Annotated in this window: 21 protein-coding genes; 2 read left to right on the top strand and 19 right to left on the bottom strand. The window is 36.1% G+C overall.

The features are described 5' to 3' along the window. Positions 1 to 172: 172 nt before the first annotated feature. The 14 genes from ACTWQM_RS19620 to glmS form a co-directional block, all read right to left on the bottom strand. Positions 173 to 766 carry a hypothetical protein gene (locus tag ACTWQM_RS19620; RefSeq protein WP_443259821.1) on the bottom strand — a complete coding sequence of 198 codons (594 nt, stop codon included), beginning with the start codon at positions 764 to 766 and terminating at the stop codon, positions 173 to 175. 96 nt (positions 767 to 862) lie between these two features. Next, positions 863 to 1699 carry an aminoglycoside 6-adenylyltransferase gene (locus tag ACTWQM_RS19615; RefSeq protein ID WP_443259820.1) on the bottom strand — a complete coding sequence of 279 codons (837 nt, stop codon included), beginning with the start codon at positions 1697 to 1699 and terminating at the stop codon, positions 863 to 865. A gap of 235 nt (positions 1700 to 1934) precedes the next feature. Then, entirely contained in the window at positions 1935 to 2276 is a 342-nt protein-coding gene (locus tag ACTWQM_RS19610) for a hypothetical protein (protein ID WP_443259819.1), read from the bottom strand. Between the two features lie 402 nt (positions 2277 to 2678). Beyond that, positions 2679 to 2846 (bottom strand): hypothetical protein, encoded by a 168-nt coding sequence (locus tag ACTWQM_RS19605; RefSeq protein ID WP_443259818.1) that lies wholly within the window; start codon positions 2844 to 2846, stop codon positions 2679 to 2681. Positions 2847 to 3069: 223 nt separating this feature from the next. Continuing rightward, positions 3070 to 3324: a hypothetical protein gene (locus ACTWQM_RS19600; protein WP_443259817.1), complete on the bottom strand. Its 255-nt coding sequence runs from the start codon at positions 3322 to 3324 to the stop codon at positions 3070 to 3072. 15 nt (positions 3325 to 3339) lie between these two features. Continuing rightward, entirely contained in the window at positions 3340 to 3579 is a 240-nt protein-coding gene (locus ACTWQM_RS19595; RefSeq protein ID WP_443259816.1) for a hypothetical protein, read from the bottom strand. A gap of 1403 nt (positions 3580 to 4982) precedes the next feature. Further along, positions 4983 to 5396 carry a hypothetical protein gene (locus tag ACTWQM_RS19590; RefSeq protein WP_443259815.1) on the bottom strand — a complete coding sequence of 138 codons (414 nt, stop codon included), beginning with the start codon at positions 5394 to 5396 and terminating at the stop codon, positions 4983 to 4985. Between the two features lie 684 nt (positions 5397 to 6080). Next, positions 6081 to 6344, bottom strand: coding sequence for a hypothetical protein (locus ACTWQM_RS19585; protein WP_443259814.1), 264 nt, complete (start codon positions 6342 to 6344; stop codon positions 6081 to 6083). Positions 6345 to 6458: 114 nt separating this feature from the next. After that, on the bottom strand, positions 6459 to 6821 hold the full coding sequence (locus ACTWQM_RS19580) for a hypothetical protein (protein ID WP_443259813.1): 363 nt from the start codon (positions 6819 to 6821) through the stop codon (positions 6459 to 6461). A gap of 150 nt (positions 6822 to 6971) precedes the next feature. Next, positions 6972 to 7367 carry a hypothetical protein gene (locus ACTWQM_RS19575; RefSeq protein ID WP_443259812.1) on the bottom strand — a complete coding sequence of 132 codons (396 nt, stop codon included), beginning with the start codon at positions 7365 to 7367 and terminating at the stop codon, positions 6972 to 6974. 193 nt (positions 7368 to 7560) lie between these two features. Then, positions 7561 to 7722 carry a hypothetical protein gene (locus tag ACTWQM_RS19570; RefSeq protein ID WP_443259811.1) on the bottom strand — a complete coding sequence of 54 codons (162 nt, stop codon included), beginning with the start codon at positions 7720 to 7722 and terminating at the stop codon, positions 7561 to 7563. Positions 7723 to 7983: 261 nt separating this feature from the next. After that, a complete protein-coding gene (locus ACTWQM_RS19565) occupies positions 7984 to 8340 on the bottom strand; it encodes a hypothetical protein (RefSeq protein WP_443259810.1) in 357 nt (118 codons plus the stop codon). A gap of 973 nt (positions 8341 to 9313) precedes the next feature. Further along, positions 9314 to 9688 (bottom strand): hypothetical protein, encoded by a 375-nt coding sequence (locus ACTWQM_RS19560; protein ID WP_443259809.1) that lies wholly within the window; start codon positions 9686 to 9688, stop codon positions 9314 to 9316. 90 nt (positions 9689 to 9778) lie between these two features. After that, positions 9779 to 11581, bottom strand: a complete 1803-nt coding sequence (glmS, locus tag ACTWQM_RS19555; RefSeq protein ID WP_443259808.1) for a glutamine--fructose-6-phosphate transaminase (isomerizing) — start codon at positions 11579 to 11581, stop codon at positions 9779 to 9781. 729 nt (positions 11582 to 12310) lie between these two features. On the opposite strand from glmS, the gene ACTWQM_RS19550 reads away from it, so the two are divergent. Continuing rightward, on the top strand, positions 12311 to 12637 hold the full coding sequence (locus tag ACTWQM_RS19550) for a GNAT family N-acetyltransferase (protein ID WP_443259822.1): 327 nt from the start codon (positions 12311 to 12313) through the stop codon (positions 12635 to 12637). Positions 12638 to 12655: 18 nt separating this feature from the next. Continuing rightward, the gene (locus ACTWQM_RS19545) at positions 12656 to 13207 is read left to right on the top strand and encodes a tetratricopeptide repeat protein (RefSeq protein WP_443259807.1); all 552 of its coding nucleotides are present in this window, start codon (positions 12656 to 12658) and stop codon (positions 13205 to 13207) included. Positions 13208 to 13318: 111 nt separating this feature from the next. Here ACTWQM_RS19545 and ACTWQM_RS19540 read toward each other — a convergent pair whose 3' ends face one another. The 5 genes from ACTWQM_RS19540 to glmM all read right to left on the bottom strand — a co-directional run bounded on the left by ACTWQM_RS19540 (position 13319) and on the right by glmM (position 18785). Then, a complete protein-coding gene (locus ACTWQM_RS19540; protein ID WP_443259806.1) occupies positions 13319 to 13810 on the bottom strand; it encodes an SRPBCC family protein in 492 nt (163 codons plus the stop codon). A 194-nt stretch (positions 13811 to 14004) separates the two neighbouring features. Next, positions 14005 to 14442, bottom strand: coding sequence for a VOC family protein (locus ACTWQM_RS19535; RefSeq protein ID WP_443259805.1), 438 nt, complete (start codon positions 14440 to 14442; stop codon positions 14005 to 14007). A 194-nt stretch (positions 14443 to 14636) separates the two neighbouring features. Then, entirely contained in the window at positions 14637 to 16427 is a 1791-nt protein-coding gene (locus tag ACTWQM_RS19530; protein WP_443259804.1) for an alpha/beta fold hydrolase, read from the bottom strand. A 253-nt stretch (positions 16428 to 16680) separates the two neighbouring features. Then, positions 16681 to 17289: a plastocyanin/azurin family copper-binding protein gene (locus tag ACTWQM_RS19525; protein WP_443259803.1), complete on the bottom strand. Its 609-nt coding sequence runs from the start codon at positions 17287 to 17289 to the stop codon at positions 16681 to 16683. 152 nt (positions 17290 to 17441) lie between these two features. Then, positions 17442 to 18785 (bottom strand): phosphoglucosamine mutase, encoded by a 1344-nt coding sequence (gene glmM / locus ACTWQM_RS19520; RefSeq protein WP_443259802.1) that lies wholly within the window; start codon positions 18783 to 18785, stop codon positions 17442 to 17444. Between the last annotated feature and the right edge of the window lie 91 nt (positions 18786 to 18876).

The following is an 18876-nucleotide window of genomic DNA, read 5'->3' as shown; positions in this document are numbered from 1 at the left end:
TTAATCCAATTAATACAAAACCTTCCAATCAAAATATAACGGAAGCTTATTTGGCATGTTTATTTTAAGTATAGCATGAAAAACTTAGGTTTTTTAGTGAAAAATGTTGACAACTATTAGCTGGTTTTGTTTAAGTGTAACACTTCACATAAATTACAAAATATAGGGTTGTTTAATCAAAGGATACAATTTTTCCATCGCTATTTATTCCTCGAAAACTAAAACTACCTACATCTCCATGTGGTAACTTACTGTAATGAGCCGCAAATCCATTTTTTACATCCATTTCAATAAAAACAGTTGATTGCTCTTTAACAATACTTAATGGTGTACTTTTTTTATCATCTTGTTCATTACTAACAATTACCTTCTCAATTTCCTTATCCAAGACCTCTGCTGCGAATATTAGATCATAAAATTCATTTTCTATTTCGGCTCCAGACCAAGTGACTTTCATTTTTTCATCAAGTGTTTGTCCACTTATTGAATTTACATTGGTAACACGTTTAAGAATACCTGAAGGGTTTTCAATTAGCTTTACATAATTGACCTTACCTGTATCCCAAATTACTATTTTTTTATCTTCTATTTCTTTTTCAAAGACTAGTTCACCGTCTTGGCTGGGCACTGTATAACGAATCGCAGAGTGTTCAGTTATAGCGTATCCTCCAAGCACTGCTGGACCAAAATATAACCCTATTAATAGTAATAACAATGCACTAAATATTATTAAATAACGTTTCTTGAGTTTCTTTTTTGATTGCAAGCTGTCTAACCCCTCTCTGTTGTAATTCGACTAAAATACAGAGTAGCTTGTTCCACTATCCTGCTGCTATAGTTGAACAAGGTGTGTTGGTAATAATCATATAACCTTACCAATAATTTTCTCTACCCATATTGGATTTTCTTCAATATCTAATTTATCACAAAGAGAACCATGAACTTTTCTAAACTCATGAACTATACTTTTCATAACATTTTTTATTTCGTTTTTATTTCTTCCGCATTCCCAGCTTTCAAGGAGAGTTTTCTGCCAGTTCTCCAAGTTACTTCTGTTTCCTTCATATTTAGCCCAGTCACCAAAAGCATTTGGTTGAACCCCTGCATTCATATACCATGCAGTTGCAATTGATAACCGTAAACTATCGATACAATTCAAAGCATAATAATACTCGTTTCTCATAACTCTTCTATATGCTTCATGTAAATGTGCAAAAAACTTTGTTCGCCACAACTCAAATTCATCGAACGATGGTTCATAGGTTAGAGTCATTGACCTTTTTAGAATTCCAGCTATCATGTCATCTTTATCTTTAATAATTTTTATATTTTTCAACCAAACAGAGGGACGAATATCATCAGGCTTATAATAAAATGTATCTACTTTAATGAAACACTCATAGTGAACAACAGTATAAATCGAAAATGGGTTCATGTCTTCAAAATAGAGGACATTTCCCCATCTTTGAGGACGCTTTTTTTTGTTTGAAATGTATTCCTCAATTTTTTCAGGTTTTACAACTACTCTAAGGTCAATATCTGAATACAAATCCGTATTCTCATTTCCAATGGAACCACCATAAAAAAGTGCTAAAACATTATCATCGTTTAGAAAATCATTTTCGATTGCTTTCATAAGTTTTTTTCGATAATTAGGTAATTCTAAGTCACTTTCTTCATGATTAATTACAAATCCCACTCATTAAAAACCACTCCCTATTTATTCATATACAGATACTATTCTATAAAAACAGTCGTTTATCCTTCTTCATCTATTCTGCTTCGTTACTTTAAGTACATTAATTCTTAATTCACGTACTTATTCCAACATAAAATCCCAATAATTCTTCAAATAAGAATAGGATCGCCATAATCGACGATCCCTTGTTACACCATTGCACCAGTTAGCGTAAAAATCATCTATAATGTATTGTTTAATTTTCCTGCAAAAATTCGAATAGTTCCTGCCTACTATTAGTTTCATAAACCTTATTTTTTGTATCAAAGACAATAAAAGTAGGCATTTCTTTTACTTCTTCTAATCTTGCATTTTCTAGTGATGTCTCTTGTACCCAACTTTCCACATTACGTATTCCGTTATTTTGAAGTATTTCATTTGTGATTTCATCCTCTAGATTAGCAACTATATACAATGCGTAACTACCTTCATCATTAGATAGCATATTGACATACTCTTCATTTGCATTAGTTTCTTCTCCCGAACATCCAATCAATAAAAGCCCTGTCAAGGCTATTAAAACAATAACTTTCTTCATATATATCCGCCACCCCCTTGTTATTCAACAAACCTGCGGCGTTAGTTTAAGTGAAAACAGTCACAAGCTATTCCAATTTAACTTTTTACGATACTCTTTTTTGATTATTATTCGATTCCTATACTATGTTTTCCATGACAGTATTAATTCAATATAGTGCACTACCCAACCTCATTGAGTCTTTCTTACCCAGTCTCTTCTGCATCTCGTAACATTGCTCAACAAGTATCACGGCTTATAAAGAAAAAGCATAGAATACTACCTATTTCCTTTTCTCTTATTACGTAAGACCCTTTCATTTTCTGCCCTTAATCTTTGCTGCCCATGTGATAACCCAACCTTTGCTAAGGGTAATTTTAAACTCCTGCGAGGGATTGAAGAGTTTGATTGATTAACCATTTTCTAAAAAAATATATTCAGTTCTTTATACAGTTTTATTGCCTTATCATCCTGATTCCCCTGGACAATTGAAACTACATCACGAAGATATGCTTTTGCATTTTCTTCGTTAAGTTGATCAATAGCATTTGTAACTTCATTTGGCACTGCATGTTCCTGAGTTTTATCCATGCTAAAATCACACACAATCCAAAGAATATATTCGTACAGTCAAAAATCGAGTTATTATAATTATACAACAAGTGGTAAGAAAAATAATTACCTCCACTACTCTTTTATGAAAAATCACGAAAAAGATATACTAAGCAATGTTGGAAAAAATTAAGGCAAAGAAAGCCCTTCTCGTTTTGAAAGGGGCTTCTTGATTATTAGAGGGGCACCGTGGTCCCATTCCCTATTCCACTCGGTCGATGTTATCGTAATCGAATTCATCCAGTTGTTTTTCGCTATTCTTAACATCTTCAAACATCCAATATACCGTACATTGGTTTCCTTCTTCATCCAAAGCGGGAGCTGACATTTCAAAATTGTAAGTATCCCCATTTTCTGCCTCACGGTAATTTGTAAACCCTCCGTCTAACTGCGTTCCTGTTATTTCTGCCTCCGCTGCAAGTGTGTACGTCTTTCCTTCAAAATTTACTTTTTCCATATTTAAATCCTCTCCTTAAAACCTTTTATAGTTGTGTATGGTCATCCAGTGTCCATTTCCAAAACTAAAGCTAATGTCGTTAAACTCTTTAGCTTCTAATTCTTCTTTTATATATTCCATTAAATCTTTACCTTCTATTTCTGCATTTACATCTTTCACAAGCATTGTAACCGTATCAGGTTCATGCTCTTCATGTTCAATCACCGCATCTCCTAACAGATTTAATACTGATTTGACAAATACTGATTTTTTCATGTTCTTTGGCTCCTTTATATATCTTTTTTGTTTATACATTAGATCAATCATCTATTGCTTATATTCTTATCATATCTAGGACGGTAACTTTTAATAATAGCTTGGGTGTCGTACACTGTACTACCTCTTTGAATGGTCTTAAAACCTGCGGAAACACTATTATAATAAAATACACTTTTTGGTTAAGACCTTCTGAGGATTCAAATATTTAAGAACTTAATGTAAAAAAACAAATTATATATTAATGAGTTTGTTGAACTCCCTTGATGGTATAAAACTGTAAGAACCCTAATCCAAAGTTGAAGCCAATAAATGCAAGTGAGTACTTATCGAATTATAATCAACCAGTTCGACTGTGATGTGATGAGTTAAAGTTTATTGTCGGTGTAACGCCTATCATCTGGTGTTGCGATTTAACTAATGGTTTAGATAATTACAACCACTGCTTTTGGTTTTGTGCATGTACATGTTACTAGAACAATTAAGCTACTCGGGTTCTTAGTTTTTTTGATTTTAATAAAACTTCTTGAGGGAGAGGAAAAACAGGAACACGGCTCAATCCCCCCTTGTTGAAAAAATAAAAAAATATAATTTCAACAAGGGAAACAATAGACTTAGATGATACTTCCATCGGTCGTATCAAACGAGGTATCCGTGTCATTTTGTTCCGTACTATACGTACTTAACTGATCAAAGTCGTCCAGGTCTGCTCTTACCAACTATTCCTACCACAGGAATTCTCAATTAACCCCTAACAGGACAGGCGTAACTACGGTGTTACTGTCTGGAGAGAAAGTAAAGCTCCTTTAACGAGCGACTAACGCAGCGGTTACACAGCGTTCGGGGTTTTACGTGTTATCCCGTCCCACGGTAAATCGTCTGTATTTAGTTGTAATAATGATATTCTTAAATTATGTTGTAGTATTTACTTATACTTGGAGTTTCAGTTTAATTTGTAGGTCAAACAGCTCTTACTAAACAAAATTAATTTATTTTGCAAGCCGAATTTCACCCTTTGTCAAGTGACTACGTATCATACTACTCATTGGTTTTATTCCTAATACTTCTAAACGGTTCGAGCCTTGTTTGAAAAGAAAACTTCAAAGGAAAATAATTTGGATTTTTTCTGGAATAGACATGGGGTTATTACCTTTGAGGGTTGTTTCTGGATTTCTTGAAAAATACAATCTTCACATGTATTAGGTCATCTTAGGTTAATTGTTTTCGTCCCATTGCTTCTTCTAACATTTTGTTTGATGTTAAAATAGTCCTGATGACTAAAACCATTTGCACCCTATTAGTACACATATAATTATGTGGCAGGTGATAGGTCTCTTTTCTAAAGTTCGTAATTGCAAAGTAAAAAAGCCTTACCCAGAAGAAGGAGGCTTCAAACCATAGTTTTATTCATCTGCTAACTTAAAATCTTCATATCTAAATCGCTCTTTTACATTCTCATAAGCCTCCGCCCAACATCCATCGAGCCCATCCCAACAAAATCCGTCAGATTTTAGTTTAAAGTCATTCCCGTAATGATGTTTCAGAACTGCAAGAATTTCGCAAACAGGCAAATCATAAGGTTTTCTACCTGTCTTACAACCCCAACCAAACCCCTTCTTAACAAGAAATGTCTCTTTTCCTTCTTCATCACTGCGTCCATTAAACCGAATTTCTTCCTCATTTATGCTAGGCTTCCTTTCAGCTTCATCAATTTCGTATGCTAGAATCCCTTCATAATGATTTACAACTTTCGAAACGTCACTAAGCACCTCACTTGTTAAGTCCGCTTTTAATTCAAAATAATGAGTATATCCCATTTAAATCTCCTCCTTTTTTGTGATACATGGTTTGTTTATCACTTATACATACTACCATTTTAAAAGAAAATAATATCGCCTTGAACGCTTGACCCTGTTCTACCCCTACCTGAACTACGCTATCTTGCGAAGTAATGTTATAAGCATTCGATACCCATCCGAGAGAGTCAGAAATAATGTGTGTTCATCATCTAAGATATGACTTTCGACACCAAGCATCATTGTTCCATTAGGGACCACCTTTATTTACTTGGTATACTGAATTAAATGGATGTGCTTTGCCAAACGTTCGTACATCACTTTTTGGTATTCCCCGTCTTCAAACCAGTACTTTCCTTCCTTTTCGGTCGTTTCTCTATTGAAGCCAGTATTGATAAGGGTTGGAGAAAAAAGGACAAAGAAAAAGACTGAACCATGATTGGATCCAGTCTGAATTTTGATTGATAATTGATTGAATTTAGTTGAGCGTGAAGCGGATGTTGCTTGGTTGGTTCACCTCGTTCTTCTTCTGTTTTCATCCTTCTCACATACCAACTTTGTTCCCTAAGGAAGAACTTTGTTACATAGGGAAGGAGATTGATTTTGATAGACAAGTAACCTGCCCCGTTACTTCAATAAGTGATAGGAGCTGTCAATCCAACACCCCTTGTTCCATTAACGCACCCTTTGTTGAAGAAGAACAATTTAAAAATATAACCAAAATGCAAGTATAGAAAATACAACAATTAAGATAGCTTTACTTATAATGAATTCTTTTTTGCTAATACCTAATTTCTTTTCCATAAACCTTAAATAGACTGTTATAAATATAAAACCAAACAGAGTAAAACCCTGTCCCAACGGGTCGTGAAAAACTGATATATACCTTATAGCTGCTAATCCAATTAGGAGAAGACCGATATATCCAACTGTCATATATAAATAAAGACTTTTTTTCTCATCGTTCATATCAATTCCTCCCTAAAATTCTTAAACAAAAACAAACCTGCTACTATAGCTGAACAGGGATTGCGATTCCTTATTCAACTCTTGCACTCGTTTGTTACATTACTAAAATATTAGTTATTCAATTGCTTTGTCATCACCAAAGATATGAATTTGTTTTAAGATTCTATCACCTTGTTTTGAAACATAATTGACGGTGTAGATTTTTTCTTTTTCAATTAAATTCCATACCATAGGTTCTTTTACTAATATTTTTATTTCATAAAGTTCATTAGATGAATTGGGAGGAGCTGTTATGATAAAAGCCTCTTTATTTTCCTCAGAGTAGCCCTTTTCCAAAACTGTAATGGCTGCTGTTGTTGTTGAAACTGATGAAAATGAATAAATTAAAATAACTGCTATTACAATTATCACAATACTTAATAAGGGAAATAATATTTTTTTATTTCGTATAATAATATTTATATCTAATCTTTTCACCATAAACCTCCCTATACTCTGTTGAGTCTTCAATTTGCTAATCCCATAGAATACTTCTTCCACTATCCTGCTGCTATAGTTGAACAAGGATGCAATCCCTCATTCAAGGAAAGCACCCGTTACTTACAGAATAATTTGAGCTACTTATATTCACTTTTTGCTTTTTTTCCTCATTTCCTCTATATCTATACGGAATTCGTCTAAGGATTTTTTGGAATAACTTATTTCATTCAGTACGAATTCTTCTTTGTCTGGTTTATGTCTAAGTTCATAGTTCAAATCGTATAATGTTTCTTTTTGTAGAAGATTCCACACATTTTTGTTGAAAGTAAATGTAAGTTCTTCAGGTAGGTGGTCTGTATTAAACGTTAAAAATCTAGCCGTGTACTTTACCTCTTTTGGAGATACCTCAACTCTCTTTTTCTCAATCAGTTCTCCAGGTGGACTAGTCATCTCTGTTACAGGGTAACTATCTTCTTTAATAATTAAAAAGTAACCTGCAATTACAATACCAAGGATGGATATTAAAGCAATTATTTTTTTCAAATCGTCACCCCCTCTTTCAGTATGAAATAATTCATCTTCCCATTTATGAACTTCTGCGAGCCCAACCGTTATTACCGCTATATTTGCTTTATCTTATTAAACAATCCTGCTGCGTTACTTCAATAAGCAATAGGAGATGCCAAATCTACAACTCCTTGTTCAGCTAATGCACCAGTTTGTTCAATTATTGTTGTTATGAATCATTTTTAGAGATAATCTCCTTTATTTCATCTATTTTTTTATCCATCTCATTTAGCTTTTTCTTGTTGTTATTAAAGTGGCGGGCTACCCTTGATATTAAGTAAACAATTAAAACGAGGAATGCAAGATTCCAAATAGCACTAAAGGCATCCATATCATAATCCCCCTTCTCAAAATTATATCTCTATTCAACTAAACTGCTGCGTTAGTTTAAGTGAAAACCGTCACAAGCTATTCCAATTAACTTTTAGATATTCTTTTTTGATTGTTATTCCATTCCTATACTTTGTTGTCGACGTATTAGTTCAATATAGTGCACTACCCAACCTCATTGAGTCTTTCTTACCCAGTCTCTTCTGCATCTCGTAACATTGCTCAACAAGTATCACGGCTTATGAAGAAAAAGCATAGAATACTACCTATTTCCTTTTCTCTTATTACGTAAGATCCTTTCATTTTCTGCCCTTAATCTTTGCTGCCCGTGTGATAATCCAACCTTTGCTAAGGGTAAATTTAACCTCCTGCGGGGAATCGAAGAGTTTGATTGATAGGTGTTACTCGTGTTTGAATGTTTTTGTTTATTGAATTGCGAATGAATTAATTCTTGTAACAGCGTATCCATTTCTTCATACAGTTTTTCTGAACTATCCTGCTGATTCCTCTGGATAATCGAAAAGATGTCATATAGATAGCCTTTCGCATTCTTTTCATCAAGTTGATCAATAGCATTTATAACTTCATTTGGCACTGCATGTTTCTGAGACTTATCCATGCTAAATCTCCTCACATTCCAAAGAATATATTCGTAAGTACGAAAATTGAATTATTTTAATTATACAACAGATGGTAAGGAAAGTAATTACTTCAATACTGTTTGTTAATCTTTTAGAAGAAAACCTAGGAAAGTTTGATTAGACATCTGAGGTAGATGTATTTTGCAAAAGGAATACCAATTCAGCTATTTTTCCCTTGGGTCATCTGTTTCATAGATAACAATTATAGGACTAAATATAGTAATTATAGGATGGAATAGGAGTTATTTGCCTTAAAACAACCGATAACCTGCACATACTGGACCAAAGATAGTTGACTTATCCTATAATTGTTATCCTTAAAAAGTTAATAGGAAAGCATATGAACTTTCAAGTAAAATAAAAAAGTTCATGCATAACACTCCAAGTATTCTATTATGGTTTTTCTCCTTTCTCTAACATTCATTCCTTCTATTATGTTAACCAGTAACTTTTATCTTCCCTCACAAAATCCCCCTCAATCCCTTGCCACACCTATCTCTAACACGCTTTTCCCTTTTTCTGTAATGGAACTAAGTTCTTCCCTGAAACCGCCCATTTTGCTGCCTGAAATTAGGTGGTGTTGGATTGGAAAAGGTAAGAAAGTTCTTCCCTGGCGATCAGAACAGAGAAAGGAATTGGAGAATGAGGAGAGGAAGACCTTCTCGTTTCTTTCACACTTCTTCCTCTAAAGTAATGTATTGAAAAATTGCTGGATAAGGATTGAAAAGAGGGTGCTTGAAAGTTGATTAAGTTCAGTGCTGATAATAGATTGAGGATTTTCGAAGGTAAAGAAAAAAGACTGGTCCGTGATTGGATCCAGCCTGAAATTTCATTGATATTTGTTTGAATTTAATTGGGTTATGAATAGATGTTGCTTGGTTGGTTCTCCTCGTTCTTCTTCTGTTTTCATCCTTCTCACATACCAACTTTGTTACATAAGGAAGAACTTTGTTACACAGGGAAGGACATTGTTTTCGGGAAACAGTTGGATTGGAAAAGGTAAGAAAGCTCTTCCCTGGCGATCAGAACAGAGAAAGGAATTGGAGAAAGAGGAGAGGTAGACACTTTCTCGTTTCTTTCTCTCACACCTTTTCTCGAAACATGATTGAAAAGTGATTGGGTTTTGATTGAATTGTACTTGATTGAAAGTTGATTGAGTTCAGTGCTGATAATGAATTGAGGGTTTTCGAAAGCAAAAAAAGAGACTGGTCCGTGATTGGATCCAGCCTGAATTTTGATTGATATTTGATTGAGTTTATTTGAGTAAGGAGTGGATGTTGCTTGGTCGGTTTCTTCTCTTTTTTCTTCTCTTCTTACTCTTCTCATAAACCAACTTTGTTCCCTAAGGAAGAACTTTGTTACATAGGGAAGGACATTGATTTCGGGAAACAAATACGTTACTCACATTCTATAACTCTACTCAACCGTGACACTTTTCGCTAGATTCCTAGGTTTATCGACATCGCAGTCACGATGCAGTGCTGCATAGTATGCTAGAAGCTGCAATGGTACGACGCTTACTAGTGGCGTTAAGAGCTCATGCACGTGTGGTACAACAAATGCATCTGTATCCTGCTCTAAGCCTTTCATGCTCATGACCATTGCGTTTGCGCCACGCGCTTCTACTTCCTGTACATTGCTGCGGATTCCGTAATTAACTTCTGATTGTGTTGCTAAAGCAATTACAGGAGTTCCTTCTTCAATTAATGCAATTGTTCCGTGCTTCAATTCTCCACCTGCAAAACCTTCTGCCTGGATATAAGAGATTTCTTTTAGCTTAAGTGCACCCTCTATACATACATAGTAATCAGTGCTGCGTCCGATGAAGAATGCATTACGTGATGTTGCCAGATAGTTCTTTGCTAAATCTTCAATGGCTTCTTTTTGTTCGGTTAGTACCTCCATCGCATTTGCCACAATGGCTAGCTCCTGCATGGGGTCAAAGTCTAACTGCAGTTCTTTTGCCTGTGCTGTATCTACTGCCAATATGGCTAAAACTGCCATTTGTGCTGTATAGGCCTTAGTTGATGCGACTGCAATTTCCGGTCCTGCATAAAGATTTAATGTGTAATTCGCTTCACGAGAAAGGGTGGATCCTGGCACGTTGGTAATGGTTAGTGCTGGATGTCCCAATTCCTTTATTTTTACTAAAACTGATCGGCTATCGGCTGTTTCACCACTTTGTGAAATAAATACAAATAATGGTTTTTCCGATAGCAGCGGCATATTATAAGAAAATTCACTTGCTACATGGACTTCGACTGGTACTTTTGCTAATTTCTCAATGAACTGTTTGCCAACTAACCCAGCATGATAGCTTGTGCCTGCTGCAATGATATAAATGCGGTCACATGCTTTCATTGCATCACGAACATCCTGATCAAGCTTAAGGTTGTTGTCGTCATCCTGGTATTCCTGGATGATTCTGCGCATAACAAACGGCTGTTCATCAATTTCTTTCAGCATGAAGTGAGGATAAGTTCCTTTTTCGGTATCACTCACATCAATTTGGGCTGTAAATGGTTTGCGGTCAACGACTGTACCATTCAGCTTTTGCACCTCAACAAAACTACGATTTACAAGAACAACTTCCTGGTCATAAATCTCAAGATATTGATCTGTTTCCTTCAATGTTGCCATTGCATCGCTTGCAATTACATTGAAGCCGTCACCTAGGCCAATTAGTAATGGGCTTTTATTTTTTGCCACATAAATGGTATCCTGATCTTCTTTATCGATTAATCCAATCGCATAGGATCCTTTTAATAGACTAATTGTTTGGCGAAATGCTTCAGCAGTGTCTTGGTATTTGTTGAAGTTTTTTTCAACTAGCTGAACAATAACTTCTGTATCTGTCTCACTGACAAACGAGACATTACCCAAATAATCTCTTTTTAAATCCTGAAAGTTTTCGATGACACCGTTATGAACAAGGGTGAACCTGCCTGTTGTGCTTTGATGTGGATGTGCATTCATTGCACTCGGCACACCATGTGTTGCCCAACGTGTATGACCGATTCCCATTGTTGATTCAACAGATTCATCTACACGGCCTCGTAATGCTGCAATTCGGCCTTTCACTTTAAAAAGATTCATTCCATTATCATTTAACATTGCAATTCCCGCAGAATCATAGCCACGGTATTCCAACTTTTCCAGTCCATTTAGCAATACGTCTTTTGTATCATTCTGTCCAATATATCCTACAATTCCACACATATCGTTGCATCCTCCTTGATTGAAAGAGGCAGACTAACGACCTGTACGTTTAATTATACTGGGGCGTTCGGCTGCCCCTTTCTCGTGTACATATAATTAATGCATCCTGCTTTATTCTATTGTCCAACAAGTCACCTTGCTGTTTTAGAAATAAAGCATATCGATTGGGATGTGCAATCGGGAGGTATCCGCCGATTCATTCGATTAACCTCCACCTCGTCAACTATCTTCTTTACCGGCCAGAAAATAGTTCAGGCGCTTTTCGTTCGTTGTAACATCGATCCACCTTTCTATCTTTGAATAATTACATCCACCCTCGTGTTTAACCTGAAATTTCGGATAGTAAACCTTATTAAAGGGCTCATTACATTTTAACCGAGGCGAGCTGATACGGTCAATTACTTTTTTTCGAAAGGGTGTTGTATTATGTATATGTCTAATTTACATATATGTACATTATATGATGCCATCATGTATACTAGGATAAAAATATGAGGTGAATCTAATTAAAATATTTAGATCATATGATTATCAGAAACTTGCAAGGCTAAATCAAGTTGTTCACAACCTGCACGTTAAATAATACCCTCGTAATTTTACGCCGTATAACTTAGTAGAAATGGAAGTCGAGTTTGAAAAGTTAATTAGAAAACTTGGCTTATCGCCAAGCCTTAATGGCGAAAGCCTTAGTTGCACTTATGCAGTAAGAAAGTATTTATACTTTCTTAACTGCCGAAAAATGAACAATACACCTTTTTAATTTTATCAGATGAAAATGAAAATAAAGGTTTTATCTTTTTTGAAATACTGAATAAGCCTAGTACACCATTTAAAAAGTCATATAAAAGCCTGTATGTGCATCAGCTTAGTATAAACGAGTCAGAGCAACGAAAAGGCTATGGACAAGCATTAATGGAGAAGACCCAGCAAATTGCACACAGCGAACAAGTTGATTGCATAGAGCTCGATTACTGGATTAAAAATGAATCTGCCAGACAATCTTATCAAGAAAATAATTTTATGCTAGAAAGAGAGTTTGTACGAAAAAATATTTGAAACACAAGGTGATAATCTATGAATATTGCAGATATCCCATTTAACATGAAATTTAAATACGGGCCAAATTTACGGGAAGTTGCTCAGGATCAATTGAGCATGCTTGAAGGAATGCTCTATATTAAAGAACAGCTTAATAATAATACATATGATGATTATGAAAAAAGTAAACGGTACGGTTTGCTTGGTTACTTTTTAAGAATTATAGGTGAATTGGAAGAAAGTAAAAAATACCTTAACGAAGCAATTACAATTTCGGAAAATATGAACAATGAGCAAAGTGTTTTTGTTAATAAAATACGTTTAGCAAATACCTATCAATGGGAGAATAAATTCGACATCTCCAATCAAATGTTTGCTGAATTAATTGAAATGGCTGAAACGGATCCGAATTATAATGTATATTTGGACTATGTCTATCAGCATTATGGTAAAAACCTGTTTGACCAGAAAGAATTTCAGCGTGCGACAGATTACTTTAATAAAGCCTTGGAAATACGTCTGGAAAATGGTAATAAAGATCTCATTTCAGAAACTGAACACGCTATTCGAACATGCAGTTATAAGTAGTCCTATCTTTCTACTCCTATAATCGACTACTAACCGGAAAAAGTGGCATGCCAAATTTATTCTAAAAAATCATGCCACTTTTTTGTGCTGGCAAACGATAGTAGTTGTAGATCAAACTCTATCCTGTTTAGCGAAGGCAGCAAGATTCTCCAAAGTTGATTTCAGGCCTGCTTCGTGATCTTCCTGGCGTATTCCTTCAGGTACATTTTCACAAATGATAGTGACTTTGGTGCCCTCCGAGACAGTGTCCAGAGCCCAGGTCATGATCATTGCACCCGCAAACGAGGGGTCCTCGGATTCGAAATTGATCTCTTGCACGATTTGCTTGTCCTCAACCAATTTTAGAAATGTCCCCCGAACGACGTCAGTGTCCTCCGAAGTTTTACCGCGAATGGTACGATCTGGGCTGACGTAGGTAAGGGACATTTGATAGGAACCTCCTTCCCAGGGTTCGAAAAAATCGATACTACCTTCCATCCCTTCTGGCGGCAGCCATGAAACGAGCGCCTCCGGGTCAGTAAATGCCTGGTAGATGATTTGCGCTGATGCATTAATAACTTTTGAAGCAGAATCAGTTCTTTTCTTGCCTAACGAGTTTGTCATGAAACAATCCTCCTTATTGGCGTTATTATGATAGAGCTAATCACTCCTATGTAAATCTCAGGGTTGTTTGTTCCTTTATTCTGTTTCTGAACTTTTACATGTTCTTCCTTGCTTCTCATGTTTTTAATACGCGAAAGCATTTTATTGTTATAAAGCGCCTACTTAAATTGGCTCTTCACTATGCTATTCAATATTTATCTAATTTTCTCCGCCAACTCTAAAATAATCCCTTCCGGCCCACGAACGTAACATAACTTATAAGCGTTTTTATAGTTCTGTACCTCACCAAAAAGTTCCGTGCCTTTCTTTTTCAATTTGGCAACAACAGATTCAATATCTTCAACAGCAAATGCAATATGCCGGATACCCAAGGTATTTGCAAAAGATTGCTGAATACCTTTTTCATCTGAAGGCGTATGGAATTTGACCAGCTCCAAGGTTGCCTCGCCGTCCGGCATCCCTAACATTACAACTGTCTCTCTAACATCATTAAGCCCAATTATTCGTTCTACCCACTCACCTTCCACTTCTCCTTCCCCTAGCATTTCAAGCCCAAAATCGAGAAAAAACTCTTTAGCAGCAGAGAGATCATTTACGATTACACCTACATGATCTATTCTTTGGATCTTCATATCCATACCTCCTGTTATTTTGTAATTCTAATTTGCTAAAAAACAGAACATATACTTATTAACAATATGGTCCGTTCTTATTATGGAAAAGTATAGTATATTTTAGTTATAATAAACCCCTTTAAAAAATAATTTCCAAAGGGGTAAATCGGTGCATTTTTTTATAGGTATCTCAGCTTACTTAGACCGTAAACTTAAACCTGATGCTTTTCCAAAAAGTCTAGCATACGGTTATAAACTTTAATCTCATTTTCCTTTTTAGAGAAACCATGTCCTTCATCTTCAAGCACGAGATACTCTACATCGCGGCCCGCTTCTTCAAGCTTGGCTACAATATTGTCGGATTCTTCTTTTACGACACGCGGATCTTTTGCTCCCTGGATGACGAGCATTGGCTTCGTCATACCATCCAAATATGTCACTGGTGAGTCTTTGATAAAGCGTTCTTTGTCACGTTCCGGGTCACCTAACCAACGGTCCATAATTGGCTTCCAGTGTGGTGGTACAGAATTGATGAACGAGAACAAATCGGATGGTCCAAAAATATCAACACAGGCTTTAAAGTATTCTGGATGGCGTCCATGAAGTAATAATGTCATGTAACCACCATAACTGCCACCTACCAGGAATAACTTTTCACGGTCCGTTATATTTTTCTCAAATAACCATTCAATGCCCGCTACACAGTCCAAACGTGGCCCTTCTCCCCAGTCCTGTTCGACCAGTTTTACGAAAGATGACCCATAGCCTGTGCTGCCACGGAAGTTTGGCGCAAAAATTGTGTATCCACGGTTGAGAAAACACTGGAACATCGAGCGGAATGACTTTCGCTCAGACGCTTGTGGTCCGCCGTGTGGCCAAAATATCGTATAGCCATTATCATTTTCAGGTTTTGCCCTAAACAGTAAGGCTTCAATTTCCATCCCATCAAATGACTTATAAGAAACAACATCAGGCTCAACCATATCATCGTTATCCAGTCCTAACACACGGTTATTGGTCAATCGCTTCCAATCTTTACCGTCTTTAGATTTCAAAATATTATGTGGTACTGTCGCGCTCCGTCCTAATACATAAATGTTCCCTGATTTTGCTACATGAATTTGTTCAATAACATCCACTGGTGCCGACAGTTTTGTAAGACTCTTAGCACCCAGATCATAACGGTATAATTCATCTGTAACCCCATTTTCAGTAACAAGGTATAACACATTATTATCTTTATTGAACTTTAGTGACTCGACGCTCTCATTCTCAATTGAAATCAGTGATGAGAACTCTTTTGTTTCAAGATCAAATTCAGCAACATAACTATATTCACTATTATAGTTAGTTACAAAATAAATCGTTTTTTCATCAACAAATACAGGATCAAATGTTACATGAACTTTTTCAGGATCAGGAGTTAAGCTGTACTGTTCTTCACCCGTTTTAACAAATCCTGTAACAAACGTATTTGCAAAAGCCCTTAAATAGACAAAAGCATCTTCATTCTTCGAAACAGCTGCTAATTCGGTAGGAGACACTTCACCAATATTGACTAATGTATCTGTGTTATTTTCCAAATTACGGACACGCGCATTCAGAAATGACGGGTTTTCCTCTGAAGTCATGTAATAGACACGCTTACCATCTTCACTCAAGTGGGTAAAAAAGTACTTCTCTTCTGCATCCCCTGAAATCAATGGCTGTGGTAAGCCACCTTCACTTGGTATAGCATAAATATGGTGGTTCTCATCGCCGTCTTTATCAAATCCAGCTAATACGTGGCGATTTTCTGGATCAAATTTAATAAAGCTGCAGGATTCATCATGCTGGGCAAACTGATACGGAAATGTGTCAGGCAGATCCATTGCCCATAAGTTCATTTTGCCATTCAGATTTGAACTGAATACAAGATGTTCTTCATCATTACTCACAGTAAAATTCGTGATGACATACGTACGAAAAAATTGCTCCACAGTTGGTTTTGGAAATTGTATCATCATATTCCCCCTAAATAATTTCTTTTTTCTATAGATGTTTGAAAAGTTCCATTTGTAAGATTAATTATAACGTAAATTACGTATTGGAGGTAGTGCGTTTGTGGTTTATTCCTTTTTCCGTTTTCATGATTACTCTGGAATAGACATCACATATATAGAAAAAACCTAAATAACGAAAAACATATATTTCTGAATGTAAAAGCCTTCTATAAATAGCAACAACCTCCATATTATTGGAGGTTGTTGTTATTTATTATTCAATTTCGATTCCTCCGTGCATTCCAGCTTCTTCATGTCCTGGAACACTACAAAAGAACTTGAATTCTCCTGTTTCTTGAGGAATAAACTTAATTTTAACTGTTTGACCAGATCTGGCGTTCATATGAATGTAATTCTTTTCCTCCTCACCATGACCATCATCGTGACTACCACTAGCATGAACCTTATTTAAACCCAAAATTTTATCAATTTCATCTGAAAAAGACATTTTTTCAGGATGGTCAGGCATCTTTCCCATATGAGTGATATTTACATCAAGTTTTTTTGCAGTTAAATCATGAAAGATTTTTCCGTTATTTTTCAATACTAATGTATATTCTTTACCTTCTTCCAAAGTAACTGAAGGTGGCGTATAACCCATCTCAAACGCAGATATTTTAATTACATTATCATTTTTTGATTCTTCTGAAGCAATGGGTTTATCTTTTTGTTGTTCCGTTTCTTCCTTTTGTTGCTGTTTTGGTTCCTCTACTGGCTTGTCCTTTTCTGGAGCAGATTCCTCACTACTTCCACAACCAGCAAGCAACCCTATTGTAACAAGGGCACTACCTATTAAATAAATCCCTTTTTGTTTTATTTCCATCAATTAAATCCTCCATAGTATTTTTTATCAACCTTATACAACTTTAACAAAAATTCTTTTAAAAAGCATCTCTGTTTTAACCAAAATCCTTTTATACCTAATAAGAAATGACCATCAACTTAGCATACAAGTTGATGGCCCATCACATTCTATTATTTCATCCCAAGCAAGTCATTAATTACTGTGACTACCTGATCAGCGTATTTTTCACATGCTTCCTTCGTTGGTGCTTCCACCATTACACGTACTAGCGGTTCTGTTCCAGATGGACGTACAAGAACACGTCCTTCTCCGTCCATTTCTTTTTCAACCGCTTCGATTGCTTCATTGATTCTAGGATTTGTTAGCGCACTCTTCTTATCAATCACTCGTACATTTTTCAGTACTTGAGGGTAAATTTCCATTTCATCTGCAAGCTCTGATAATTTCTTTCCGGTTTCTTTCATAACATTTATTAGTTGGATGGCGGATAACATGCCGTCGCCTGTCGTATTATAATCAAGGAAGATGATATGTCCAGACTGTTCACCACCGAGGTTATATCCACCTCTAATCATTTCCTCCATTACATAACGGTCACCGACTGATGTTTTATCACTGCGCATGCCATTTTCTTCTAATGCTTTATAAAAGCCGATATTACTCATTACAGTAGATACAACTGTGTCATGGCGCAGCACACCTTTTTCATTCATAAACTTACCGCAAATGTACATGATCTGATCACCATCAACAATATTCCCTTTTTCATCCACTGCAATTAAGCGATCACCATCACCGTCAAAGGCAAGCCCAACATCGGCACCCTTTTCAGTAACAAATGCCTGTAATGTTTCTGGATGAGTTGATCCAACACCATCATTGATATTCAAACCGTCTGGAGAAGAACCAATAGAGAATATATCTGCTTCAAGATCTGCAAATAGATGTGTAGCTAAACTGGATGTTGATCCATGTGCACAGTCAATTGCTATTTGCATATCATCAAAGTCATTATCGATTGTTCCTTTTAAGAAGGAAAGATATTTTTGCCCACCTTCAAAGTAATCGTTAACTAGCCCAACATCGGCACCAACTGGGCGAGGAAGATTATCTTCCCCCTCCATCAATTGTTCGATCTCGTTCTCCTGGTCATCGGTTAACTTAAAGCCATCAGGTCTGAAAAATTTAATACCATTATCCTCGACTGGATTGTGTGAGGCGGAAATCATAATCCCCGCCTCGGCACTTGTTGCTTTTGTCAAATAAGCAACACCCGGGGTAGAAATAACCCCTAAGCGCATAACCTCTGCGCCAATAGAAAGCAACCCTGCTACAAGGGCACCCTCTAGCATGTGTCCGGAAATACGTGTATCGCGTCCTATTAATATTTTCGGCTTCTGCACATCTCTTGTTAATGCATAACCGCCAAAACGGCCTAATTTAAACGCGAGCTCTGGTGTTAATTCAGTGTTTGCTACTCCTCTGACACCATCTGTTCCAAAATAATTTCCCATGTTGGATCTCTCCTTTACATCCATTTAACCAATTTGAGAGCACTGTGGATTCAGGGTACTTAATTACTCCCTAATCCATTTCGATAAAGCA

The organism is Virgibacillus sp. L01 (assembly GCF_052246775.1).
GTDB lineage: Bacteria > Bacillota > Bacilli > Bacillales > Amphibacillaceae > Lentibacillus.
Note: the sequence above shows the minus strand (reverse complement) of the source record. Positions and strands in the feature narration are given on the sequence as shown.